The sequence below is a fragment of the Blastococcus capsensis genome, from assembly GCF_030165005.1.
GTDB lineage: Bacteria > Actinomycetota > Actinomycetes > Mycobacteriales > Geodermatophilaceae > Blastococcus > Blastococcus capsensis.
Genome location: NZ_JASNNW010000018.1, coordinates 71,502 through 94,370 on the forward strand (window position 1 = coordinate 71,502; position 22,869 = coordinate 94,370).

Below are 22,869 nucleotides of genomic sequence, written 5' to 3' on the forward strand. Positions count from 1 at the left end.
GCTGCGCTCCATGAGCGCCGACCGCTGGCTGGCCGAGCACCGGGACGGCGTCGAGCGGGGCGAGGCGCTGGCCCGGTTCCGCGCCCTCCAGCCGGTCACACCCGATCAGATGCTCGGGCGCTGGCGGGGGAGTGGGCTGCCCACCGGCTCCCCACTGGACGGGCTGCTCGAGGCCTACGGCTGGTACGGCAAGGAGTTCGTCGACGCCGAGACCGTGCACCCGCTGCTGTTCGACACCCGGTCCGGGCCGCGGCCGGTCGACCCGGCGCTCATCCCGGTGAGCGTGCTGCGGGACCGCCCGGGGCTGGCGCACTCGCGGGCCGCCCGGCTGGCGTTCCGGACGGTCCGCCCGCTGCTCACCACCACGAAGCCGAAGGCACGGCTGCGCGCGGTCCAGCACTCCGGCGTCGTCACCGCGGCGATGGTCTACGACGCGCTGCCGATCATCGACGTCTTCAAGCAGGTCTCCCCGGACGTCCGGCTCGGGCTGATGGACCTGCGCGGCCTGTCCTCGTTCTTTTTTCTCCTGCACCGCGACAGCCCGGCCGGTTGATCCGCGCGCGGCGGCGTCTCGACGGTTCTGCGGGCGGCGGCGTGCGCCATACCCTGGGCGTTGAGAAAGTGCCCCCGCGCGATGTGCGCGTGGTGAGCGGCCTGGACGTGTTCGCCCAGTCCGGAGTGGCTCGCGGACTCGCGGTAGTGACGGACGGCCCGCACGAGTTCGTCGGCAGCCTTCGTGTACTGATCCTCAGAGAGGTCCTGGGGTCATGTCGTCCATACCTTCCAGTCGACGCTCCGGTCGGGCGGCAGGCCGACGGTAGTGAACGGCCGCCGAACGGTGGCACGGACGGACCACAGACCAGGCGACCGCTTCTGTGCGGCCTGCCCGTGCGAGCCCATGCGCGGCCGGCGGCGTCGGCCGAGGCCGGTGGCTGCTTCTGCCCCGTCGGCAGGCGGTCAGCTGCGGCGAAACGCCGTCGCGCCGACCAGGACGACGGCGCCCAGCGCGGCCAATTGCAGCACCGGCGCGGACAGGGGCGCGACGATGAGGAGCCCCGCGCCGGCCGCCGCACCGACGACGAGCCCCACGAGGATCTCGATGCTGTGCCAGACCTCCCGCACGCCGCGGCCGGTGGCCAGCCGCATCACCACGGTGGTGAGCGTGCCGGTCAGGTAGGTCGTCGACATGCCGCTGACGCCGAACCGCTGGACGGTGCTGCTCTGGATCCCCAGCGCGGCGGACATGGCGAAGAGCAGTGCCAGGGTCAGCGCCGTCCCGGGCTCTGCGCCGGTGATCCACCAGCCGACGGCGTAGCCGACGAGGAGGACCAGTTCCACGGCGAGGGCCACCGTCACCGGCCGCGGCCAGATCCGGTCCCCGGGGCTCGGGCTGCCGGCCAGGCGCGCACCCAGCGCCGCGCCGGCGCAGAAGGCGATGATGGCGCCGCCCGACGCGAGGGCCAGCCCCCCGTCCGCCGTGCTCACGGAGGCGCCCAGGATCACCAGGTTGCCTGTCATGACGCTGGTGAAGGCGCCCCCGAGAGTCATCAGCCCGATCGCATCGGTCGCGCCGCTGACGACGGCGAGGGTGACCACCAGCGTCTGGCGCAGGCGCAGCGCGCGGCGGCGCCCGTCTTCCGCTGCAGCCGACCCGATGGTGGGTGTGGTCGTCGCGGTGGGGGAGGTCGCTGAAGGCCCGGACACCCATGCATGGTCCCTGTCGGCCGTTCCCGGAAGCCCTGGTCCATGTGCACACCGAATTGGCGGAGGCCTGTGCAGGATGACCCTCGGTCCGGGGGAGTGACGCACCTAACTTGGACGACACAAGCCCGAGCCCACGCTCCACCAGGGAAGGCATTCCATGACCGCCACGCTCAACCGCCCCAGCACCGAACTGCTCGACCACGACGAGTTCCGCGCCGCTCTGCAGGACGCGATCAAGGGCCGCGAGGCCAAGAACGCCTCCTTCAGCAAGGCGTGGGCCGACGGCAAGCTCGAGCGGCACCACTTCGCCCGGTGGGCCGAGAACCACTACCAGTACGTCGGCCCCTTCGCCGACTACCTGGGCATCGTCTACGCCAACACCCCGGACACCATCACCGAGGCCAAGGACTTCCTGCTCCAGAACATGTACGAGGAGGAGCTGGCCGACATCCGTCACACCGACCTGCTGATCCGCTTCGGCGAGGCCTGCGGGACGACCAGGGAGCGGATCGAGGACCCGAACAACGCCAACGCGGTGACCCGTGGCCTGCAGGCCTGGTGCTACGCGACGGCGCTCCGGGAGCACTTCGTCGTCGCCACGGCGGCCCTCGTCGTCGGCCTGGAGTCCCAGGTGCCCGAGATCTACAAGAAGCAGATCGTCCCGCTGCGCGAGACGTACGGCTTCACCGAGGACGAGATCGAGTTCTTCGACCTCCACATCACCTCCGACGTGGTGCACGGCGAGCGCGGCTACCAGATCGTGCTCGAGAACGCGAACACCCCGGAGCTGCAGCAGCGCTGCCTGCAGTTCGTCCGGTGGGGTGCGGAGATGCGGTACTCCTACACCCGCTCGCTGTACGACACGTACGTCGCTCCCGACCTCGAGGCTGCGGCGCAGGCCTGACCGCGGCGAACGGACCGGGGGGGGGGGGGGGCCCCGCCCCCCCCCCCCCCCCCCCCCGGTCCGTTCCCGGCGGCCATCGCGCCGCTTCCACCCCTGATCCCTCACCGGCCCCCGCCGGCACCTCCGCACGACCACGACCGGAGATTCCTCGTGAGCGAGCCCACTGCCATTTCCCCGGCGCCCGTCGTCGACCAGCCGGACACGGACTCCTGGGTGCACGTCGCCGAGTTGAAGGACCTCGCCCGCCGCAAGCGCAAGCAGGTCACCGTCGGCAGCTGCCCCGTCGCGCTCTTCCTCGTCGACGACGAGGTGCTCGCCGTGGACGACACCTGCATCCACCAGGAGCGGTCGCTGGCGAAGGGGACACTCCTCAACGGCCAGGTGATCTGCCCCGGCCACCAGTGGAAGTTCGATCCCCGCACCGGGGAAGCCGAGGACCAGGACGGCCGCCTGGCCACCTACGCGGTGCAGGTCACCGAGGAAGGTGCGGTCCTGGTCGCGCCTCAGCCGGTCACCCCCCGGGAGGCCACCACCTCCGACTCCGCGACGCACCCGGCCGGGCGGTGAACCCGGTGAGCGAGCAGACCCTCGTCGTCGTCGGCGCCGGCCACGTCGCAGCGTCCGCTGCCCGGGCCCTGCGGCGCCGCGGCTTCGCCGGCCCCGTCGTCCTCATCGGGGACGAGCCCGTGGGCCCCTACCAGCGGCCACACCTGTCCAAGGAACGCCTCTCCGCGGGTGGGGACGACGGTCTCTGGCTGCTGACCCCGGCCTGGTGCGAAGCCAACGACGTCACCCTGTGCACGAACAGCACGGTGGAGCGGATCGCCGCCGACACCGGCTCGGTGCTCCTGGCGGACGGCTCGTCCATCCCCGCCGACGTCGTCGTCCTTGCCACCGGCGGACGCCCCCGCAGGCTCCCCGGCGTCGAGGGGGAGCGGGTGCACTACATCCGCACGCTGGCCGACAGCGACCGGCTGCGCGAGCGGCTGTCGACCGGGCGCCGGATCGGCGTCCTGGGCGGCGGCTTCCTCGGCAGCGAGATCGCGGCCGCGGCCCTGGGCCGGGGCGCGGAGGTCGTCGTCTTCGACCGCGACCCGGTGCTGCTCGCCCGCGCCATGGGTGCCGATATCGGCGCCGCGCTCACCGGCCTGCACCAGCGGCGCGGGATCGACCTGCGCCTCGGCCAGGCGATCAGCGAGATCCGTCCCAGCGCCGACGGCGTCACCGTCGTCACCGAGAGCGGCAGGGAGACCGTCGACGACCTGGTGGTCTGCATCGGGATCCAGCCCAACACCGAGGTCGCCGTCAGCTCCGGGCTGGTGGTCGGCAACGGCGTCGAGGTCGACGCCCAGGGCCGGACGTCGCTGCCGAACGTGTTCGCCGCCGGCGACGTCGCCGCCCACGACCACCCGCTCTACGGGCGGGTCCGGGTGGAACACGTCGACGTCGCGCAGCGGCAGGCCGCCGCCATCGCGGCCACCGTGGCCGGGCGACCCTCCACGGCCGGCGACGCGCACTGGTTCTGGACCGACCAGTACGACGTCAACGTGCAGGGCCTCGGGCTGACCGGGCTCCGGCCGACCGACACGGTGGTCACCCGCGGCAGCCTCGCCGACCTCGACGGCACGGCGTTCTGGCTCCGCGACGGACTCCTGGTCGGCGGCGCCTCGATCGAGCGCGGCGAGGACCTCTCGGTCGCCCGCGAGCTGATGGATTTGGAGATCCACGTCAGCGCCGAGCAGCTGGCCGACGAGTCGGTCGAGCTGGAGGACCTCCTGGAGCAGGAAGAGGTGACGGTCTGATGACCGCTCGTACGGTACGCAACCTGATCGATGGCGCATGGGTGGAGTCGATCACCGGCCGCACCCTGGAACGGCGCAACCCCGCCGACGTCCGGGAGGTCGTCAGCACCTTCCCCGAGTCCGACGCCAAGGACGCCGAGGCCGCGGTCTCCGCCGTCGCCGCGGGCTGGCAGGAGTGGGCCGACACCAGCCCCGAGCAGCGGGCGAAGGTGCTGGAGAGCGCCGCCGCCGCCCTGGAGCGGCAGCGGGACGAGCTGATCGTCGAGCTCGTCCGTGAGGAGGGCAAGACCAGGGCAGAGGCCACCATGGAGGTCTCCCGCACGCCGATGAACTTGAGGTACTACGCGGGCGAGGCGATGCGCACGGCCGGGGTCACCCTGCCGACGGGCGACGGCAGCCTGGTGTTCACCCTGCGGGCCCCGGTCGGCGTCGTCGCCGCGATCACTCCCTGGAACTTCCCGCTCAACATCCCCTCCCGCAAGCTCGGGCCGGCGTTGGCGGCGGGCAACGGGGTGGTCTTCAAGCCGAGCGAGGTCACACCGCTGCTCGGTCAGCGCCTGGTGGACGCCCTGCTCGAGGGCGGTCTCCCGGCCGGCGCGATCGCCGTCCTGCACGGCGGGGCGGAGGCGGCGTCGGCTCTCGTGACCGACGAGCGGGTCGACGCCGTCACCTTCACCGGGTCCACCAACGTCGGCGAGGCGATCCACCGGGTATCGCGCGCCAGCCAGCGCACCCAGCTCGAGATGGGCGGCAAGAACCCCGTCCTCGTGCTCGAGGACGCCGACCTCGACCGCGCGGCGACACTGATCGCCAAGGGAGCGTTCGGGCTCGCCGGCCAGGCATGCACCGGAACCAGCCGCGTCATCGTCCACGACGCTGTCCACGACGAGCTCGTGGAGCGCATCGCGGCCAAGGCGCGGGCCCTGCGGGTCGGCCCCGGTCTGGCCGACGGCGTGGACCTGGGGCCGCAGGCGACCGAGCGCCAGCAGCAGTCCGTGCTGGGCTACGTCGCCCGGGCCCTCGATACGGGCGCCACGCTCGTCGCCGGCGGTCCCGACGACGACGACCAGGACCTCACCGCGGGCGACCTCGCGCACGGCATCTACGTGCGGCCGACCGTCTTCACCGACGTGGACCCGACGTCCGAGCTGGCCACCCAGGAGGTCTTCGGACCGGTGCTGGCGGTGCTGCGCGTGCAGTCCTTCGACGAGGCTCTCCAGGTGGCCGACGCCACCCGCTTCGGCTTGTCGGCCGGCATCGTCACGCGCGACATCGGCCGGGCGATGAGCTTCGCCCGTCGGGTCGGCGCCGGCCTGGTCAAGGTGAACCAGCCGACCACGGGGCAGGCCATGAACGCCCCGTTCGGTGGCCTCAAGGACAGCAGCACCCAGACGTCGAAGGAACAGGCTGGAGATTCGATGATGAGCTTCTACACGGTCGACAAGACCGTCTACCTGAGCGCATGACCGCCCCGGAGGAGACCGTGTCCGTGGATCCCGCGTCCGACGAGGAACTCGCCACGGCGAGCACCGAGTGCGCGTTCGTCCGCATCTGCCGCGCGGGGCAGGTGCCCGACGGGTACGTGCGCCGCTTCTACGCCGAGACCGAGCACGGGCAGATGGAGCTCGCGGTGGCGCGGCTGGACGGCAAGGCCTATGCGACGTCGAACTACTGCACCCACCTGGACTGCCTGCTCAGCTCCGGCAAGCTACAGGACGACGGGATCCGCTGCTCGTGCCACAACAGCGTGTTCGACCTCGAGACCGGCGAGCCGATCCAGCCGCCGGCCACCGAGGCGATCCGCACCTACCCGGTGCGCGAGGAGGAGGGCCAGGTGCTGGTCGGGCTCTCCCAGCGCGACGTCCTGGAGGGCGGACCACGCCGGCGCAAGCCGCCGTCGGTGTGACCGCGCCGGGGGAGTGGCCGGCGTCCTGGGGGCCTGTCCGGACCTCGACGCTCGCCACCGGCGGGATGGTCAGCAGCAGCTCCCCGTCGGTCAGCCAGGCCGGCGCCCGTGTGCTCGCCGAGAGCGGGACGGCGGTCGACGCGGCGCTGGCGATGACTGCGATGTCGTGGCTCGCACTGCCCGGTCAGTGCGGGATCGGCGGTGACTTCTTCGCCATCGTCCGCGAGCCGGACGGTCGCGTGTGGACCGTCAACGGCAGCGGGTTCGGGCCCGACGGCGCATCGGCCGAGGGATACCTGGAGCGCGGTCTGTCGGCCGTGCCGCTCACGGGACCGCAGGCCGTGGCCGCGCCGGGGGCCATCGGCGCGCTGGCGACCCTGCACGGCCACGGCGGAACGCGGGAGCTAGCCGACCTCTGGGCTCCGGCGGCGGCCGCGGCCCGCGCCGGTACGCCGTGCACCGCGAAGAACCGCCGCGACATCACCGAGCACGCCGACTCGCTGGCCCGGGACGACGACCTCACCCGCTGGTTGATGCCGGCCGGCCGGATCCCCGACGTGGGCGACCGGCTGTCCTCGCCGGAACTCGCCGAGAGCATCGAACTCCTGGCCCGCCGCCCGTCGGCGCTCTACGAGGGGTCGGTCGCGCAGCGCGCGGTGGGCCTGCTGCGCGCCGGCGGGGCGCCGTTCTCCGGCGATGAGTGGCTCCTGGCCGGAGACGTGCTCGTGGAAGCCGCGATCAGCGCGCCCTACGCCGACGTCACCGTCCACCAGACGCCGCCGCCGACGCCGGGCTGGATGCTGCTGCAGCAGGCCGGCCTGCTCGACGGGCTGCTGGCCGGCCTGCCCACGTCGGGCGCCGAGTCGGTGCATCTGCTCTCCCTGGCGGCCCGCCGCACGTTCCGGGACCGGTACGAGCGGTGCGCCGCCGACAACGACGCCTGGCGCGATCTCCTGGGCGCCGACGAGCTGGCACGGGGACGGGGGGAGCTCCTGGGTGAACCGGTGAGCGTCGGACCCCCGACCGGGATCGCCGGCGACACCACCAGTTGCGTCGCCGTGGACGGCGACGGGCGGGCGGTCAGTGCGATTTCCTCGCTGGCCTTCACCTTCGGTGCGCGGATCTCGATCCCGGGCACCGCCATCGCACTCAACAACCGGCTCGCCCGGGGCGCCTACCTGATCCCCGGGCACCCCAACGCGCTGGCGCCACGCCGCAAGCCGCTGCACACCTTGAATGCCTGGATCGCCACCGACGGTGCCGGCCGGCTGCGGCACGTCGGGAACACGCCCGGGGGCGACGGTCAGGTGCAGTGGAACATGCAGCTGCTCTCGCACCTCGTCGACGGCGGCCTCGATCCGCAGGAGGCGGTGTCGGCGCCGCGGACGACAGTGCACCCCGGCAGTGACGCCGACGCGCTCGGCACCCCGGAGACGCTGCAGTGCGAGAGCCGGCTGGGCGCCGACGTGCTCGCCGGCCTCGTCGAGCGCGGGCACGACGTCCGTGACATGGGGGCGTGGGGGGCCGGCGGCAGCGCATTGATCGTGTCGATGGACCACGAGCGCGGCGTGCTGGCCGGTGCCGCGGACCCGCGGCAGGACGGCGTGGCGCTCGGTGTCTGAGGCATCGGGGACGTCGGTCCCGCCGCAGGGGGCCTACGTGCCTGCCGTCGTGCACGGCGGCCTGGCCTGGACCGCGGGGATGACACCCCGCCGGTACGGGGAGCTCGTGGTCCACGGCGTCGTAGGCCGCGACCTGGACATCCCCGCCGCCCGGGAGGCGGCCGGACTCGCCGCGGACAACGCCGTCACCGCGCTGGTGGAGGCCGTCGGTCTACCGGGCATCGAGCGAGCGCTGAAGATGACCGTATTCATCGCCGCCGTCGACGGGTTCACCGCACACTCGGCCGTGGCCGACGGCGCATCGAGGGTGCTGCGGGAACGCCTGGGGGACCGGGGCGCGGTCGCCCGCAGCGCCGTCGGCGTCCGCACGCTCCCCTCGGGAGCGCCCGTCGAGGTCGAGCTCGTCGCCGCCGTCCGCCACTGACGCGTGGCAGCTGCGCGGCGTGGCGGTCAACGGCGGTGGTGCTGCCTGGTGGCCACCGGGGCGCAGGCCCGGTGGCCACCGAGCGCATCGTGCCGGGGGTCAGCCGGCGAAGGCGGCCGCCACGTGGTCGGCGAAGGCCTGCAGCGCCGCGGCGCCGACAGCCTTGTCCTGCGCGCCGTTCCCGCCGCTCACACCGACGGCGCCCACGATCTGCCCCTCGTGCATGATCGGGAAGCCACCGACGAAGATCGCGAACTTGCCCGGCAGCATGTGCGAGATGCCGAAGGCCTCGTTGCCCGGCAGGGCCGGGCCGTTGGGCGGCTCGTTGAACAGGTGGGTGGCGCGCTCGTGCCCCGCCGCGGTGAACGCCTTCGCGATCGAGATCTCCACGCCCGTCAGCCGGGCGCCGGGCAGCCGGTGCAACGCGATGACGTTCCCGCCGTCGTCGCACACGCAGATCGTCTGCTTGACGCCGAGCTCCTCGGCCTTCGCCCGCGCCGCCTGGAGCACCGGCAGGGCGTCGTCGAGAGTGATGCGGAAGACCTGATGCACGGGGTTCTCCTCCTCCGGCGCGTGGGCCGGGTCAGATGGCTGCCGGACTCCTCGGGGTGGAAGCCGGCGGAGATATCACCATGGGGGCTGGCGGCTCAGGGCAACAATGGTGAGACTGCAGCCTCGACCTCGCCCGTGGTTGTGCACAGTGACTGAGGAGGGCCATGCCGCACGCCTACTCGGATGACGCGCTGACCCTGGCCCGGCTGCTCCAGGAGCCGGCGCTGCGCCGGGCCCGCATCCACGCCGGGCGCGCGGGCGCGGTGACCCGGGTGGAGTGGGTGGTGCCGTGGTCGGTCGCCACCGAGCAGGACGATCCGCTCACGGGCGTCCTGGTCCACGCCCATCCCGGCGAGCTGGCACGGGACCAGGTCACCGTCACCCGAGCAGCGGAGCGGCTGGCGGCCCGCGGCGCCGCGGCGCTCCTCGTGGACGGCCACCAGCCCGAGGCCGCGGACGCCGTCGCCGCCTGTCAGCTCCCGCTGGTCACCATGGCCGACACGGTGCCCTTCGCCGTCCTCAACCGGCTCGTGGCCGACCTGACGCTCGCCCGCGAGACGCACGTCCTCCGCTACGGCCTCACCGTCCACCGTGCCCTGGCCGAGCTGCTCTACCGCGGCGCGGAGCTCTCCGCCCTCTGCAGCCAGATGAACCGGATGTCGCAGCGGCCGGTGGCCGTCTTCGACAACCAGGGCCAGCTCGCCGCCCTGGAACAGGGTCAGCCGCGCACGGTGGAGCCCGCCGATCTGGTGACGGCGTTCGCCGAGCAGGGCGACGCTCTCGGCACCCGGCAGGCGCCCGAGGAGCTGCACCCCAGAACGGTGGGGATCCGGCTGGCCGGACGCGAGCTGGCCTGCATCATCACGCCGATCGTGCTGGGTGGGCGGCACGACGGTTGGATCCTGCTGCTCGAGGAGTCCGACGACCCCCATCCGCACGACCTGGCCGAGCACAGGGTCCTCGTCGAGCAGGCCGCGCCCATCGTGGGCACCGAGATGCTGCGGCTGCGCAGCGTCCAGCGGGCGAAGGAGCAGGCGCGCGGTGATTTCGTCCACGGACTGCTGCACGGGCGGTTCGCGACCGCGGAGGACATCAGCGCCCGGGCGGCCCACTACGAGTTCCCGGTGCGGTCGTGGTTCGGGGTCGCGGTCGCCTCCGGGATGGCCGTGCCCGCGGACGTCGATTCACCAGCCCGGCTGCAGCAGGTCGGGGTGCAGGCGGCGCGGCTGCTGCCCGAGCAGGGGCGGCACACGCAGGCGGCGATGGTCGGCGACGTGCTCGTGGTCGTCCGCGAGGCGGCCCGCCGCGGGACGATGGGGACGCCCGAGGCCGCCGTCGCCGCCATCGGCGACTACGCGGCGGCCCTGCACCAGTACCTCTCCCGGCGCAAGGACCAGGGAGGCCGTCCGGTCCGGGTGACGTACGGCCGGCCGGTCGTCGGCGCCCTGGCGATCCCGGACAGCTACCGCGAGGCCCGCATGGCCCACGGCCTGCAGCAGCGACTCGGCCTGCCCGCCGTCTGCGGCTTCCAGGAACTGCGTGTGCATGCGGTGCTGGAGGACGTGGCCGGCAGCCGGACCGGCCGCTCCTACGCCACCGACCTCCTGGCACCCCTGCGGGACCCGGCCACCGGTGAGCTGGAGGCGACGGTGCTGGCGTACATCGCCGCAGGCGGCAACGTGAACGCGGCCTCGCGCGACCTGCACATCCACCGGAACACGATGCTCTACAAGCTCGACCGCGCATCCCGGCTCCTGGGGATGGATCTGCGCCAAGCGGAGAACCAATTCGCCGTGTGGCTGGCGCACACCCTGGACCTGCTGGCGACGACCACCGCCGAGGTGGACCGGGTGGTCAGTCCTGGCTGACGACCCGGCCTCCAGGCCGGATCAATCGGGTACCGCGGCCAGGCCGATGGCCGGGACCATGTGGTGATGCTCGGTCCGCGCCTGGTACCGGGCTGCGACGCCCAGCACGGTCGGGACGTCGCGGCCCACGACCTGCAGGCCGATGGGCAGGCCGCCCGTGGTGAACCCGCAGGGCACCGTGACCGCGGCCAGGCCGCACCAGCTGAACGGACCGCAGAGGCGCATCAGCGTGGCCACGACCGGTGAGCGCCCGCCGCCGTCCGAGGCGAACGCGCACTCCTCGACGGCCGGTCCCGGTATCGCCGTCGTCGGGAGCACCACGACGTCGACCCCTTCCAGCCCGGCGCGCAGCAAGCCCTCGAGGCGGTGCAGTTCCCGGACGGCACTCTCCCGTTCGTGCGCGGTGATCTTCTCGGCCAGGGCGAGGTAGCTGGCCACCTCCTCCCCGTAGCGGGCCACGCGGTCGGGATACCAGCCCGCCGCCCGGTGGACGGCGAGGAAGTCGTGCAGTACGTACACCGTCCGAGGGCCGCTCCAGGCCGCGAACGGCGGAACGCTCACCGCCGTGGTCGTCGCACCGGCCGCGGCCAGCTCGCGTACCGCTGCCTCGACCGCCAGCAGGACCTCGGGGTGGACATCCCCGAGGTCCGCCGCAGGGACGACGCCCACGCGCAGACCGGCGATCGTTGCGTCCAGCCGGCAGCGAGTTGCGGAGAGCACTCCGAAGAGCAGCGCGAGGTCCTCGGCGTCCCCGGCGATCGGGCCGCAGGTGTCGAGCTTGGGGGAGAACGGCAGGCAACCCCCGGGCGGGATGTCCGACGGTCGGGGCCGCAGGCCCGACACCCCGCAGAGCGCCGCCGGAACCCGGACGGATCCGCCCGTGTCGCTGCCCAGTGCCCCCGTGCACTCGCCTGCGGCGACTGCCGCAGCCGAACCGCCGCTGGAACCGCCCGGGATGCGTGTGACGTCCCACGGATTCCTGGTGGGCGGGGTGGTGACCCCGTGGGCGAACTCGTGGGTCGCCGTCTTGCCGAGGATCAGCGCGCCGGCGTCCCGCAGCCGCCGGACCGCCGGGGCGTCGCTGGTGGCGGGTCGGTCATCGGTCACCTGGGAGCCGCCCCGGGTAGCGTGCCCCCGGACGTCGATCACGTCCTTGACCGCGATCGGCACCCCGTGCAGCGGCCCGCGCACCCGGCCGGCCGCCGTCTCCTCGCCCAGCGCGATGGCCTCGGCCCGAAGGCCTTCCTCGTCGACGGAGACGAAGGCGCGCACGGCGGACTCGACGCGGCTCATACGGGACAGCGATTCCTCGAGCACCTCGAGCGGGGAGCGCACCCCGTCGCGGACGTCCCGCGCGATCGAACGCACGGTCCGTCGGGTCACCGTGGTCACCAGATCACCCCGGCGACCACGACGCTGAGTATCAGACCGCTGACGACGGGCAGGAACAGCTTGCGGGCGAGGGTGGTGACCGGCACCCCGGTCAGGCCGGCGACGGCGATGAGCGAGGACCAGATGACCAGCGTGCCGCCGCCGGTCCAGCCCGCCGCGTTCTGTGCGATGGCCGCCAGGGTCGCGGTGTCGCCGCCGCCGGAGGAGGCGAAGGCCTGGGCGAGCTCGCCGGTGAACGGCAGCCCGGCCCAGCCCGAGCCGTCCAGGCCGATCAGCATGCCGGCCAGCAGCATGGCGAACATGACCACGATCCCGTTGTCGGGGATGAAGCCCTGGCCGCTGGCGATGACATCGAACAGGAAGCCAGGAGCCGCGGCGTCTTCCGGTAGCAGCATGATCTCACCGGAGAAGTCGGAGATGCCGATGAGCACGAACCCGGCCACCGGGATCACCACGCCCATCGCACGGAAGGCGAACAGCAGGCCGTCGACGAAGTGCTCGCCGGCCCGCTCCAGGCCGTCCCCACCGGACGAGAGCGTCACGCACAGCATGAGCAGCAGCGCCAGCCCGCCGACCAGGGCGGCTCCCCAGCCGGCCTCGACCTCGGGCACCCAGTCCGTGACCTTGCCGAGGATCATGTAGAGCACCAGCGCGCCGAAACCGAGCGGAACGGCGGTCGCGAACAGCCGCGCCCGCTGGTTGCCTCCGGGCCGGGCGCCTGGGTCGCCATCCGCACCGTCGAAGCCCTCGGTGATGCCGGTACCGGAGAGGCCGTCGCGGCCGTCGGCACCAGGCAGGCCGTTGCCGCCGCTGTCGCCACCACCGCCGTTCCCGGTCGAGCCGGCAGGCTGACCCGGCCGCGCCGTGGTTCGTGCCGGCCGCTCCTTCGTGATCAGCGCGTCCCCGACCGTGGCGGAGATGTTCTCGACCTCGATGGTCGACGTGGAGGCACCGCTCGCCACGACCGTACGGCGGCTGGTCCGGCTCGGCGAACCAGGGCGCACCCGGGCCAGCGAGCCGTTCCGGACGTGGAAGAAGTAGGTCAGGGTGATGGCGACCGCACCGACCACCCAGCTGAGGATCAGCGCGCGGTCGGCGATGTCACCGGCGGGAACGCCGGCCCCGGCGGCCGACAGGCTCGGGGCCACCCCGAGGACGTAGTCGGAGGCCAGTGCCATGCCCTGGCCGGCGATGGCGATGGCCATGGCGGCCGCGAGCGGGGAGAGCCCGGCACGGATGGCGGCGGGCAGCAGGATCGCGGCGAGCAGCGCCAGGGTCGGCGTCGGCCAGAACACCAGGGAGAGCAGGTAGGTGCCGACGAAGAGCACGGCGTAGGAGATCGGGCCGTTCTTCATCAGCTTGGCGATCGGCGCGATCATCCGCCGATCGGCATCGATCGTGCGCAGCGCACCCAGCAGGGCGGTCACGACGGCGAGGACCAGGAAGATGTTCAGGAACTGTGTGGTCGCCACCATGCTCGCGCTGAACACCGAGCCGAGGCCGTTGAGGAAGTCCCCGGTGTAGAGCCACGTCGTGACGAACGTGGCGATGATCGCGGGCACGATCACGTTCTTCCGCATGACCATCACGACGAGCAGCGATGCCACGCCCGCCATGTACACCCAATGTGCAACCGTCAACTCCATGGTGCCTCCGAGGTCCGTGCGCCGGGCCCGGCGGTCCGTCCGTGGTACTGCGGAGAGCCGAGCGGAACAGCCTGCTGATCACCGGGATGCGGTGGTGATCGTTTGCAGAAGGTAGCGACGCGGGTGACGCAGATCACCGGCACTGTGCTCAGCCTTGACCTCGCTGGTTGTGCACCCTGCCCAGACATCGGGGCCTTCCGGCCCGCCACCGCCCCGGCCGGTGGTGCGGTCAGTCGGCCCGCAGCTCCGGTGGCGCAGCGGCGGCCGGAGCGTCGAGCATCTCCCGCCCGGCGAAGCTCAGTGCCAGGCCCAGCACCGCCACAGCGGCGCAGCCGCCGAAGAGCCAGGCGAGGTGCTCGGGGAAGGTCGCGGCCACCCCGGCGGCACCGACCGATGCGCCGATGAACCGCATCATGTTGAACAGGCCCAGTCCGGCGCCCTTCTGCCCGGCCGGTGAGCGGGTCGCCCCGGTCAGCGACGGCGTCTGGACGAGCGCGACACCGAGGCCGGCGACCACGAGCAGCACCGCGACCGCGCCGACCGCCGTGGAGCGGGATCCGAGCAGGACGCCGAGGCCGACGTCCACGGTGAACAGGACGCCGAGCCCGGTGCGGAGCACCGACCGTGGCCCGATCCGATCGGCGAGCAGCCCCACCAGGGGGGCCGACGTGGCCCAGACGGCGGGGAGCAGGAAGACCAGCAGACCGGTCGCCGTCCCCGACAGCTGGACGACACCGGTGAGGTGCAGGGGTACGGCGACGAGCACCGAGAAGAGCGTCACCTGCTGGACGAAGACGCCGACCGCGCTGCGCAACCAGCGGATCTCGATCAGCAGCCGCGGGTCGATGAAGGCCTTCGGCCGGCGGAGCCCCGAGACGACGAACACGGTCAGCGCGACCACCCCGACGAGCACGCCGAGCGGCGCCGCCCACGGAGGCACGCCGACCTGAGGGGCGAGGGTGATCGCCGCCATGAGCGCAGCCACCCCGAGGGTCAGGGAGGCGACTCCGGGGAGATCGATCGGCGCGGGCTGAGGTTGGTCGCGGGGCATGCGCCAGATCGTCAGGAGCAGTACGGCCACGGTTACCGGCACCAGCAGCCAGAAGATCGACCGCCACCCGAGGGCGTCCGCCAGAAGGCCACCGATCGGCGGGCCGACGGCCTGGCCGATCCCGTTGGCCGCGCCCCACGCCCCCATGACCCGGTTGCGCCGGTGCGCCGGCCACCGCCGCGCCAGGGTGCCCATGACCGCGGTCGGCACGAGGGCGCAGCCCAGTCCCTGCACCGCCCGCCCGGCCACCAGCAGGTCCAGGGTCGGTGAGACGGCGGAACCCACCGTGCCGGCCAGGAGGACGACGAGGGCGACCACCAGGGTGCGGCGCCGCCCGAACCGGTCGGTGATCCAACCGGTGACCGGCATGGCGACGGCCAGGACGAGCACGGAGGCCGCCGCGACCAGGACCCCCTGCGCGACCGGTGCGGCGAAGTCGTCGGTGATCTGCCGCAGGGGGACGTTGACGATGTTGTTGCTGACGGTCCCGAGGAAGGTGGCCCCGAGGAGGGCGGCCAGGAGCCAGGCGCCGGGTGGTGCAGCGAGGGGCTCCGAGCTCTCGGACGGCTGTGCGGACGTCGCCCGGTCGATCGACGTGCCCGCCACAGTCGTCCTCCCGGTTGCCATGTGCGGGACAGCGTGCCAACCCTCAGCGAACGTTCCTACGGCACGATGCACATTCGGAAGAGGGCCGAGTGTGCACTTCGTTCATGGACTCACCCCCGCCGGTCCGAGACCTTTTGCGTCCATCACGTTGGGCTCACACGTAGGGGCATCGATGCAACTCACAGCAGCGCACTGGGTCTTCCTGGCCGGGGTGGTCGTCATCCTCGCCACGATGATCATGCGCAAGAACATCGTGGTTCCCGCTGTCGTGGCCACGTTCCTCACCGCGCTGGTGTGGTCCGGCAACCTCGCCACCGGGCTCTCGTCGGTCTTCAACGCCAGCCTCGTGGCCGCGACCAGCCTGTTCAACATCTTCCTGATCATCGCCATGGTCACCGCGATGCTCAGGTCTTTGGAGGGCCTCGGGTCGGACAAGCGGATGGTGGCGCCGTTCCGGAAGGTCATGCGGAACGCCCACCTGTCCTGGTGGACGTTGGTGATCGTCACCTACTTCATCTCGCTGTTCTTCTGGCCCACGCCGGCGGTGCCGCTGGTGGGTGCGGTGCTGGTTCCGGTGGCGATCCGTGCCGGGCTCCGACCGCTCGCCGTCGGCTTCACGATCGCGGTCGCCGGTCAGGGGATGGCCCTGTCCTCGGACTACATCATCGGGGTCGCGCCCCAGCTGTCGGCGACGACCGCGGGTGTCGACGCCTCGGTCGTGGCCGACCGGGCCCTCGTGCTCTCGTGGATCGTCGGTGGCGTCGCGCTGGCGATCGGCTACGCTATGGAGTTCCGCAAGATGCGCCGGCCATCGGACGACCTGCTGGCGGAGTGGGAGGGCAGCGCCGACCGCCGGACCGGGAGCGCCGACGCCGAGGCCCGGCAGGAGGCCGCGCACCTCGGTGGGCCGCCCCGCTCGGCGGGGGCGTCGGCAGCCGGGGGATCCGGCGACGACCTGCCGATCGACGGAACCGGCGGCGGGGGTCCCTCCGTGGAGGGGCAGCGCGAGCTGGTCGGTGTCGGGAGCGGGCCGGCGGGGCGGTCGCGCGAGGATGCCGAGGCGATCGCCACGCGGCTCGGCAAGGGCCGCGCGCTGATCGGTACGCCGGCCGGCGGGATCGTCCCAGCGGAGCAGCACACGATCACGCCGGTGGAGAAGCCGCTCGCCTCCAAGGCCTTCGCGGTGCTGGTGCCGCTGGCCTACCTTGCGCTGATCGTGTACCTGGTCGTGGCGAGCGTCTCGGAGACCGTCCCGGACCTGGCGGGCGGTGACGCCGCGGCGCTCGTCGGCGGCATCGCGCTCCTGGTCATGTTCGGAGCTGCCTTCGCCCGCAGCGGCCCCACGTTCCTGGAGACGGCGGCCGACCACATCATCGACGGCCTGGTGTTCGCCTTCAAGGCGATGGGTGTGGTTCTGCCGATCGCCGGGTTCTTCTTCATCGGCAACGGCGAGTTCGCCGCGACGATCCTCTCCGTCCCGGAGGGTGTGACGGCCCCCAACCTGCTCTTCGACCTGGTCGTCGCGGGACAGGAGCAGTTGCCTGCCAACGCCCTGATCACCGCTTTCGGGATCATGGTCGTCGGCATCGTGGCGGGCCTCGACGGGTCCGGCTTCTCGGGCCTGCCCCTCACCGGCTCGCTGGCCGGCTCGCTGGCGGAGGGCTCCGGGGTCAGCAGCCCGACGCTCGCGGCGATCGGCCAGATGGGCAACATCTGGTCCGGCGGTGGCACGCTCGTCGCCTGGTCGTCCTTGCTCGCGGTGGCCGGCTTCGTCCGGGTGCCGGCGGTGGAGTTGGCCCGGCGGTTGTTCATCCCGGTCATCGCCGGGCTGGCGGTGGCCACGGTGGCCGGGGTGCTCATCTTCGGCTGACCGGCCTGGCTCAGGAGGCGCAGCAGCCCCGGATCGCGACGGCGGTCCGGGGCTGCTGTCCGTCGTCCGGCTAGGGGCGGGCGCGCAGGTGCCTGGGGTCGGTGCTGAAGATCTCCTGCCACACGACCAGCGCGGTGCGCACCACGTACACGAGAGCGACGAGCGGGCCGAGCACCTGCCAGACCACCGGCGCATCCCAGGCGACAGGAAGAACGCCCAGGGTCACCGCGATCACGGCGGTGACGAGGACTCGGTCCCCGAGGCTGTTGCGGGCGACAGAGCCGTGCGGCGCGGTCCGAGCAGGCATGTCTTCAGTAATACCGCGCCGGGCGGCCGGCTCCACGGTCTCGGAGCGTTCTAGGGAACGGATGAGAGCAGCTTCACTGCCATCGCGTGACGGCGCTCTCAGTCACCCGCTAGAGGGCTTCGTCGGCGGGACGAGCTCGGTCAACAGCCCGCGGATGCGCCGCTCGATCTCGTCGCGGATCGGCCGGACCGACTCGACGCCCTTGCCGGCCGGGTCGTCCAGCGCCCAGTCCAGGTAGCGCTTGCCGGGGAAGACGGGGCACGCGTCACCGCAGCCCATGGTGATGACCACGTCGGAGCTCTCGACGGCGTCGGTCGTGAGCACCTTCGGCCGCTGGTCGGAGATGTCGATGCCCACCTCGGCCATGACCTCCACCGCGGCCGGGTTCACCCGGTCGCCGGGTAGTGACCCGGCCGAGCGCACCTCGACGGCGTCGCCCGCCAGGTGCCGCAGCCAGCCGGCGGCCATCTGCGAGCGGCCGGCGTTGTGCACGCAGACGAACAGGACGGACGGGTTCATCGGGCGCTCCGGATCGTGGCGGGGACGGTGGGATCGCCGGGGAACCAGCGGCGCGCGGCCCACAGCGAGACGTAGACCAGGGCGACCAGCACGGGCACCTCGATCAGCGGCCCGACGACGCCGGCCAGGGCCTGTCCGCTGGTGACGCCGAAGGTCCCGATGGCGACGGCGATGGCGAGTTCGAAGTTGTTGCCGGCCGCGGTGAAGGCCAGCGTCGCCGTCTTGGCGTAACCGAGACCGAGTCGCATGCCGAGCAGGAAGGAACTGCCGAACATCAGCGCGAAGTAGGCCAGCAGCGGCAGTGCGATCCGGGCGACGTCCCACGGCTGAGAGGTGATCGCCGCACCCTGCAGCGCGAAGAGCATGACGATGGTGAACAGCAGCCCGTAGAGGGCGATGGGGCCGATGCGGGGGAGGAACCGCTGCTCGTACCAGGCGCGGCCGTTGCGGCGCTCGCCCAGCGTGCGGGTGAGGAAGCCCGCCAGCAGCGGGATGCCGAGGAACACCAGCACCGAGGCCACGATCGCCCAGACGCTGAACTCCGCCGACGTCGTAGACAGACCCAGCCAGCCGGGCAGCACCTGCAGGTAGAACCAGCCCAGGGCGGCGAAGGCGGCGATCTGGAACACCGAGTTGATCGCCACGAGGACGGCGGCGGCCTCCCGGTCGCCGCAGGAGAGGTCGTTCCAGATCAGCACCATCGCGATGCAGCGGGCCAGCCCCACGATGACCAGGCCGGTGCGGTACTCGGGCAGGTCGGGCAGCAGCAACCAGGCCAGGGCGAACATCAGCGCGGGGCCGACCAGCCAGTTGAGCACCAGGCTGGCAGCGAGCAGCTTCCGGTCGCCGGTCACCCGGTCGAGCTCGGAGTACCGCACCTTGGCCAGCACCGGGTACATCATCAGCAGCAGCCCGATGGCGATAGGCAGGCTGATGCCGCCGACCTCGACCGCTCCCAGCGCGTCGTCCAGGCCGGGGATCCAGCGGCCCAGGGCCAGGCCGAGCGCCATGGCGGCGATGATCCAGACCGGGAGGAACCGGTCGAGCGTCGAGAGCTTCTGCAGCACGGGGGCGTCGGCCGGGACGCCCGCGCGCGCGGTCTCGCGGACGGCGTCGCTCACGAGTCCTCCTCGCTGGCGCTCGTCGGCCGCGTTCGCGGCGCTGCTGTGCCCATGCGTGAGCTCGCAAGCTCGCTCACGCCGGCACCGCCGTGCCGAAGAGGTTGGCGACAGCGCTGAGCGCGGCCGGGCGGAGGGCGTAGTAGACCCACACCCCGCGCTTCTCCCGGTCCAGCAGCCCGGCCGAGTGCAGCACCTTGAGGTGGTGGCTGATCGTGGCCTGGGTCAGGTCGAAGGCGTCGTTCAGGTCGCAGACGCAGGCCTCACCGCTCGCGCTCGAGGCGATCAGGCTGACCAGGCGCAGCCGCACCGGGTCGGCCAGCGCCTTGAGCAGTGGGGCCACCTGCTCGGCCTGCTCGGCGGACATCGCCGTGCCGGACAGCGGCGTGCAGCACGCCAGGCCGGGCTCGCTCATCGTCGTCTCCTCGTTCGTGGACATCGCCGCCGATCATAACGACGGGCATCGTATTGACAAGCATCTATGCCTAGTGGAACGGTCCGAAGGCATCGACAACCGTCGATGTCTGCCCTCAGGAGGATCCCGTGTCCCGTGTCCAGCTCGCGCTCCGCGTCGCCGACCTCGATGCCGCCGTCGACTTCTACTCCCGGCTGTTCGACACCCCGCCGGCCAAGCGGCGTCCCGGCTACGCCAACTTCGCCATCGCCGAGCCGCCGCTGAAGCTGGTGCTGCTGGAGGGCACAGCCGGCGAACCCACCCGCATGGACCACCTGGGCGTCGAGGTCGGCTCCACCGACGAGGTCACCGCCGCGACCGGCCGGCTGACCGATGCCGGGCTGGCGACGCGCGTCGAGGACGGCACCACCTGCTGCTACGCCGTCCAGGACAAGGTGTGGGTCTCCGGCCCGGGCGGTGAGCCGTGGGAGGTGTACACCGTCACCGGTGACGCCCGCCCCGACCTCGAGGGCGAGACGGCGGCCGAACTCTCCGCCGTCGCCGGGGACGGCGCGTGCTGCACGCCGGAGGGGTCCGGCACTGACGCGCGCGTCGGCGTCTGCTGCTGAACCGCCTCAGCGCGAGTGCTACGAACTCGGGGTGATCAGCCACTGATCACCCCGAGTTCGTCGCAGTCGCGGAGGTGCGGGATGGATCTCGACGAGGTGGCCGGCGAGCTGTACGAGGTCCCGCCCGAGGAGTTCGTCGCCGTCCGCGCCGCCCGGCAGGACGAGGCGAAGGCGGCGGGGGACAGGGCGCTGGCCAAGGCGATCGGCGCGCTGCCCAAGCCGTCCACCGCCGCCTGGGTGTGCAACCTGCTGGTGCGCGCCCACCGCGCGGAGATCGAGGGCCTGGTCGAGCTCGGGGACCTGCTGCGCGATGCCCAGCAGAACCTGGCCGGCGACGCGCTCAAGGCGTTGAACCGGCAGCGGGCCCAGCTGCTCACCGCCCTCACCCGGCAGGCCGCCGCGCTCGCACGCGTTCGCGGGCACGCGGTGAGCACGGCCATCGCCGGGCAGGTGGAGGAGACGCTGCGTGCCGCGATGAGCGACCCGGCGGCGGGAGAGGCGCTGCTCGGCGGCCGGCTCACCTCGGCGATGTCCTACAGCGGGCTGGGCGGGGTAACCGCCCGCCCGGAGCTCCGTCTCGTCCCGCCGGCCGAGCCGGCCGCGAGACCCGCCCGGGCGCCGTCGGAGCCCGCGGTCCGGAAGGGGCCGGATCCGGAAGCGGCGGCCGACCGTCGTCGCCGCGAGCAGGAGGAGCGCCGACGGGTCGCCGAGGAGAAACGCCGCCGCGAGCTGGCGGCGGCGCAGCAGGCGGCCGACGAGACGAGGGCGGTGGCGGAGGAGGCGCAGGTCGCGCTCGAGGAGCACCGGCGCGCCTCGGAGCAGCTGGCCGCCCGCCGGGCGGAGCTGCAGGTACGTGTCGAGGAGCTGGCCGACCAGCTGGCCGAGGCCGAGCGGGAGGCCGGCGACGTGGCGGCGGCGCTCAAGCGCGAGGAGCGGCGCCGGACGGCGGCCGAGCGGGAGGCCGCGGACGCGGCAACAGCCCACGCCGCCGCCGTGGCGCGCGTGGCGGAGCTCGCCGCCGGCGACTGACTCAGGCGCACGACGGGCCGTCTTCCTGCGGCCGGGCGATCGGCTCGACCGGCGGGGTCTCCCGGCTCACCTCGGGGCGGTCGGCGTCCACCGTCCGGCCGAACTCCTGCGCCGCCCACACCGACCCGTCCGGCGCGCAGTAGATCCCCACCCCGAGCCGGTTCCAGCCCGGGTTCAGCACGTTCACCCGGTGACCGTCCGACCGCATCCAGCCCACGTGCGCGAAGCCGGCCGGCACCGGGCCCGAGGCGGTGAAGATGTTCTCGCCCATGCCGGCGAAGCCGGACAGCGCGTCGCGGGAGAGCACCTCCTGCACGTCCTGGTGCTCGAGCACGCCGCGCTCGGCCATGGCGGCGCTCCAGTCGCGGGCGACGCCGGCGAGTTCCTCGTTCCACTCGACCGGCTCGATCCCTCGCTCCCGGCGCTCGTCGTTCACCCGGTCGAAGATCTCGCGGGCCATCCTCTCCTCGGGTGCCGCCTCGCTGCCCGCCGCGGGAGGGGTCTGGGGGGCCGGCCCCGTGGCCGCGCCGATCGAGCCGTCGGTGGTGTCCACGACCACGCAGCCCGTCGTGGTCAGGGCCAGGGCGTAGAGCACCCCCAGGAGCGTGCGGTGCCGGGCATGTCGATGGGTGGTCATGACGGTCCCGTACCCGTTCGGGCCGGGCAGCCGACACGTCGCGAAGCTGCGGGGACCGCCCAGCAGACCTAGCGTGGCGTCATGGCGGGCACTTCGCGGATCGCGATCGTCACCGGCTCCGAGTCGGGCATCGGCCGGGCGACCGCCGTCGCCCTGGCCGAGCAGGGCTGCGACATCGGCATCACCTGGTACCGCGATCACGACGCCGGTGAGGCCACCGCCGAGGAGGTGCGGGCCCTCGGCCGGCGCGCCGAGGTGCGCCACCTGGACCTGACCGGCCTCCCCGAGGCCGCGGAGGTCGTCGACGAGCTGGCCGACGCACTCGGCGGGGTCGACGTCCTGGTCAACGACGCCGGCACCGGGCACCTGACCCCGCTGCTCGACCTGGACTTCGCCACCTGGCGCGAGGTCCTGACCACCGACCTCGACGGGGCGCTCCTCTGCCTGCAGCGCGCGGCCCGCCGCATGGTCGCCGCGGGGAACGGTGGCCGGATCGTGAACATCACCAGCGTGCACGAGCACGCGCCGCGCGTCGGCGCCGCCGGCTACTGCGCGGCCAAGGGCGGGCTCGGCCTGCTCACCAAGGTAGCCGCGCTGGAACTGGCCGAGCACGGCATCACCGTCAACTCGGTGGCTCCGGGCGAGATCGCGACCCCGATGACCGGCCAGGAGGACGAGGACCCCACCGCGGCCGGCCACGAGCGACCCGGTGTCCCGCTCCGCCGGCCGGGGGATGCCCGCGAGGTCGCCGCCGTCGTCGCCTTCCTCGCCTCGCCCGGGGCGGGCTACGTCACCGGGGCGTCCTGGGCGGTCGACGGCGGCATGCTGCAGATGGGTCCGATGGCCGGCTCGCACCTGGACAGCGACGACTGGCGCCGCGGATGAGCCC

The 22,869-nt window shown here is 72.8% G+C and carries 23 protein-coding genes; 13 read left to right on the forward strand and 10 right to left on the reverse strand.

Going from position 1 to position 22,869, the window contains the following annotated elements:
- Nucleotides 1-10 precede the first annotated feature (10 nt).
- Complete coding sequence (locus tag QOZ86_RS15380; RefSeq protein WP_284492856.1) at nucleotides 11-553, forward strand: GXWXG domain-containing protein; 543 nt, start codon at nucleotides 11-13, stop codon at nucleotides 551-553.
- 404 nt (nucleotides 554-957) lie between these two features.
- On the opposite strand, the gene QOZ86_RS15385 is transcribed toward QOZ86_RS15380, so the two are convergent.
- A complete protein-coding gene (locus QOZ86_RS15385; RefSeq protein WP_284492857.1) occupies nucleotides 958-1,704 on the reverse strand; it encodes a DUF1275 family protein in 747 nt (248 codons plus the stop codon).
- A gap of 157 nt (nucleotides 1,705-1,861) precedes the next feature.
- Here QOZ86_RS15385 and QOZ86_RS15390 point away from each other — a divergent pair, with 157 nt between their 5' ends.
- The 7 genes from QOZ86_RS15390 (at nucleotide 1,862) to QOZ86_RS15420 (ending at nucleotide 8,362) form a co-directional block, all read left to right on the forward strand.
- Nucleotides 1,862-2,608: an iron-containing redox enzyme family protein gene (locus QOZ86_RS15390; RefSeq protein ID WP_284492858.1), complete on the forward strand. Its 747-nt coding sequence runs from the start codon at nucleotides 1,862-1,864 to the stop codon at nucleotides 2,606-2,608.
- 150 nt (nucleotides 2,609-2,758) lie between these two features.
- The gene (locus QOZ86_RS15395; protein ID WP_284492859.1) at nucleotides 2,759-3,175 is read left to right on the forward strand and encodes a Rieske (2Fe-2S) protein; all 417 of its coding nucleotides are present in this window, start codon (nucleotides 2,759-2,761) and stop codon (nucleotides 3,173-3,175) included.
- 5 nt (nucleotides 3,176-3,180) lie between these two features.
- A complete protein-coding gene (locus tag QOZ86_RS15400) occupies nucleotides 3,181-4,410 on the forward strand; it encodes an NAD(P)/FAD-dependent oxidoreductase (protein ID WP_284492860.1) in 1,230 nt (409 codons plus the stop codon).
- The gene (locus QOZ86_RS15405) at nucleotides 4,410-5,876 is read left to right on the forward strand and encodes an aldehyde dehydrogenase family protein (RefSeq protein ID WP_284492861.1); all 1,467 of its coding nucleotides are present in this window, start codon (nucleotides 4,410-4,412) and stop codon (nucleotides 5,874-5,876) included. Before QOZ86_RS15400 ends, QOZ86_RS15405 begins: the two co-directional genes overlap by 1 nt.
- A gap of 23 nt (nucleotides 5,877-5,899) precedes the next feature.
- Nucleotides 5,900-6,316: a Rieske (2Fe-2S) protein gene (locus QOZ86_RS15410; RefSeq protein ID WP_284492862.1), complete on the forward strand. Its 417-nt coding sequence runs from the start codon at nucleotides 5,900-5,902 to the stop codon at nucleotides 6,314-6,316.
- Nucleotides 6,317-6,381: 65 nt separating this feature from the next.
- On the forward strand, nucleotides 6,382-7,938 hold the full coding sequence (locus tag QOZ86_RS15415) for a gamma-glutamyltransferase (RefSeq protein ID WP_284492863.1): 1,557 nt from the start codon (nucleotides 6,382-6,384) through the stop codon (nucleotides 7,936-7,938).
- Nucleotides 7,931-8,362, forward strand: coding sequence for a RidA family protein (locus QOZ86_RS15420; protein WP_284492864.1), 432 nt, complete (start codon nucleotides 7,931-7,933; stop codon nucleotides 8,360-8,362). The genes QOZ86_RS15415 and QOZ86_RS15420 overlap by 8 nt, the downstream gene beginning before the upstream one ends.
- 99 nt (nucleotides 8,363-8,461) lie before the next feature.
- Here the strand turns inward: QOZ86_RS15420 and QOZ86_RS15425 are convergent, their stop codons facing one another.
- Nucleotides 8,462-8,914, reverse strand: a complete 453-nt coding sequence (locus tag QOZ86_RS15425) for a GlcG/HbpS family heme-binding protein (RefSeq protein WP_284492865.1) — start codon at nucleotides 8,912-8,914, stop codon at nucleotides 8,462-8,464.
- 164 nt (nucleotides 8,915-9,078) lie between these two features.
- On the opposite strand from QOZ86_RS15425, the gene QOZ86_RS15430 reads away from it, so the two are divergent.
- A complete protein-coding gene (locus QOZ86_RS15430) occupies nucleotides 9,079-10,782 on the forward strand; it encodes a PucR family transcriptional regulator (protein ID WP_284492866.1) in 1,704 nt (567 codons plus the stop codon).
- Between the two features lie 21 nt (nucleotides 10,783-10,803).
- Here the strand turns inward: QOZ86_RS15430 and QOZ86_RS15435 are convergent, their stop codons facing one another.
- The 3 genes from QOZ86_RS15435 to QOZ86_RS15445 all read right to left on the reverse strand — a co-directional run bounded on the left by QOZ86_RS15435 (nucleotide 10,804) and on the right by QOZ86_RS15445 (nucleotide 15,477).
- Complete coding sequence (locus QOZ86_RS15435; RefSeq protein ID WP_284492867.1) at nucleotides 10,804-12,174, reverse strand: amidase; 1,371 nt, start codon at nucleotides 12,172-12,174, stop codon at nucleotides 10,804-10,806.
- Nucleotides 12,171-13,820 carry a hypothetical protein gene (locus tag QOZ86_RS15440; protein ID WP_284492868.1) on the reverse strand — a complete coding sequence of 550 codons (1,650 nt, stop codon included), beginning with the start codon at nucleotides 13,818-13,820 and terminating at the stop codon, nucleotides 12,171-12,173. Before QOZ86_RS15440 ends, QOZ86_RS15435 begins: the two co-directional genes overlap by 4 nt.
- A gap of 229 nt (nucleotides 13,821-14,049) precedes the next feature.
- Entirely contained in the window at nucleotides 14,050-15,477 is a 1,428-nt protein-coding gene (locus QOZ86_RS15445) for an MFS transporter (RefSeq protein WP_284492869.1), read from the reverse strand.
- 172 nt (nucleotides 15,478-15,649) lie between these two features.
- Here QOZ86_RS15445 and QOZ86_RS15450 point away from each other — a divergent pair, with 172 nt between their 5' ends.
- Nucleotides 15,650-17,347, forward strand: coding sequence for a hypothetical protein (locus QOZ86_RS15450; protein WP_284492870.1), 1,698 nt, complete (start codon nucleotides 15,650-15,652; stop codon nucleotides 17,345-17,347).
- 70 nt (nucleotides 17,348-17,417) lie between these two features.
- Here QOZ86_RS15450 and QOZ86_RS15455 read toward each other — a convergent pair whose 3' ends face one another.
- From QOZ86_RS15455 to QOZ86_RS15470, 4 genes are all read right to left on the reverse strand, one after another.
- Nucleotides 17,418-17,654: a hypothetical protein gene (locus tag QOZ86_RS15455; protein WP_284492871.1), complete on the reverse strand. Its 237-nt coding sequence runs from the start codon at nucleotides 17,652-17,654 to the stop codon at nucleotides 17,418-17,420.
- Between the two features lie 102 nt (nucleotides 17,655-17,756).
- On the reverse strand, nucleotides 17,757-18,173 hold the full coding sequence (locus QOZ86_RS15460) for an arsenate reductase ArsC (RefSeq protein WP_284492872.1): 417 nt from the start codon (nucleotides 18,171-18,173) through the stop codon (nucleotides 17,757-17,759).
- A complete protein-coding gene (gene arsB, locus QOZ86_RS15465) occupies nucleotides 18,170-19,294 on the reverse strand; it encodes an ACR3 family arsenite efflux transporter (protein WP_284492873.1) in 1,125 nt (374 codons plus the stop codon). Before arsB ends, QOZ86_RS15460 begins: the two co-directional genes overlap by 4 nt.
- 73 nt (nucleotides 19,295-19,367) lie before the next feature.
- Entirely contained in the window at nucleotides 19,368-19,730 is a 363-nt protein-coding gene (locus QOZ86_RS15470; protein ID WP_284492874.1) for an ArsR/SmtB family transcription factor, read from the reverse strand.
- Nucleotides 19,731-19,834: 104 nt separating this feature from the next.
- On the opposite strand from QOZ86_RS15470, the gene QOZ86_RS15475 reads away from it, so the two are divergent.
- The gene (locus tag QOZ86_RS15475) at nucleotides 19,835-20,314 is read left to right on the forward strand and encodes an ArsI/CadI family heavy metal resistance metalloenzyme (RefSeq protein WP_284492875.1); all 480 of its coding nucleotides are present in this window, start codon (nucleotides 19,835-19,837) and stop codon (nucleotides 20,312-20,314) included.
- Between the two features lie 81 nt (nucleotides 20,315-20,395).
- Nucleotides 20,396-21,343: a coiled-coil domain-containing protein gene (locus QOZ86_RS15480; RefSeq protein WP_284492876.1), complete on the forward strand. Its 948-nt coding sequence runs from the start codon at nucleotides 20,396-20,398 to the stop codon at nucleotides 21,341-21,343.
- Between the two features lies 1 nt (nucleotide 21,344).
- Here the strand turns inward: QOZ86_RS15480 and QOZ86_RS15485 are convergent, their stop codons facing one another.
- Nucleotides 21,345-21,980: a CAP domain-containing protein gene (locus QOZ86_RS15485; protein ID WP_284492877.1), complete on the reverse strand. Its 636-nt coding sequence runs from the start codon at nucleotides 21,978-21,980 to the stop codon at nucleotides 21,345-21,347.
- Nucleotides 21,981-22,061: 81 nt separating this feature from the next.
- On the opposite strand from QOZ86_RS15485, the gene QOZ86_RS15490 reads away from it, so the two are divergent.
- Nucleotides 22,062-22,865: an SDR family oxidoreductase gene (locus QOZ86_RS15490; protein WP_284492878.1), complete on the forward strand. Its 804-nt coding sequence runs from the start codon at nucleotides 22,062-22,064 to the stop codon at nucleotides 22,863-22,865.
- Nucleotides 22,866-22,869: the final 4 nt, after the last annotated feature.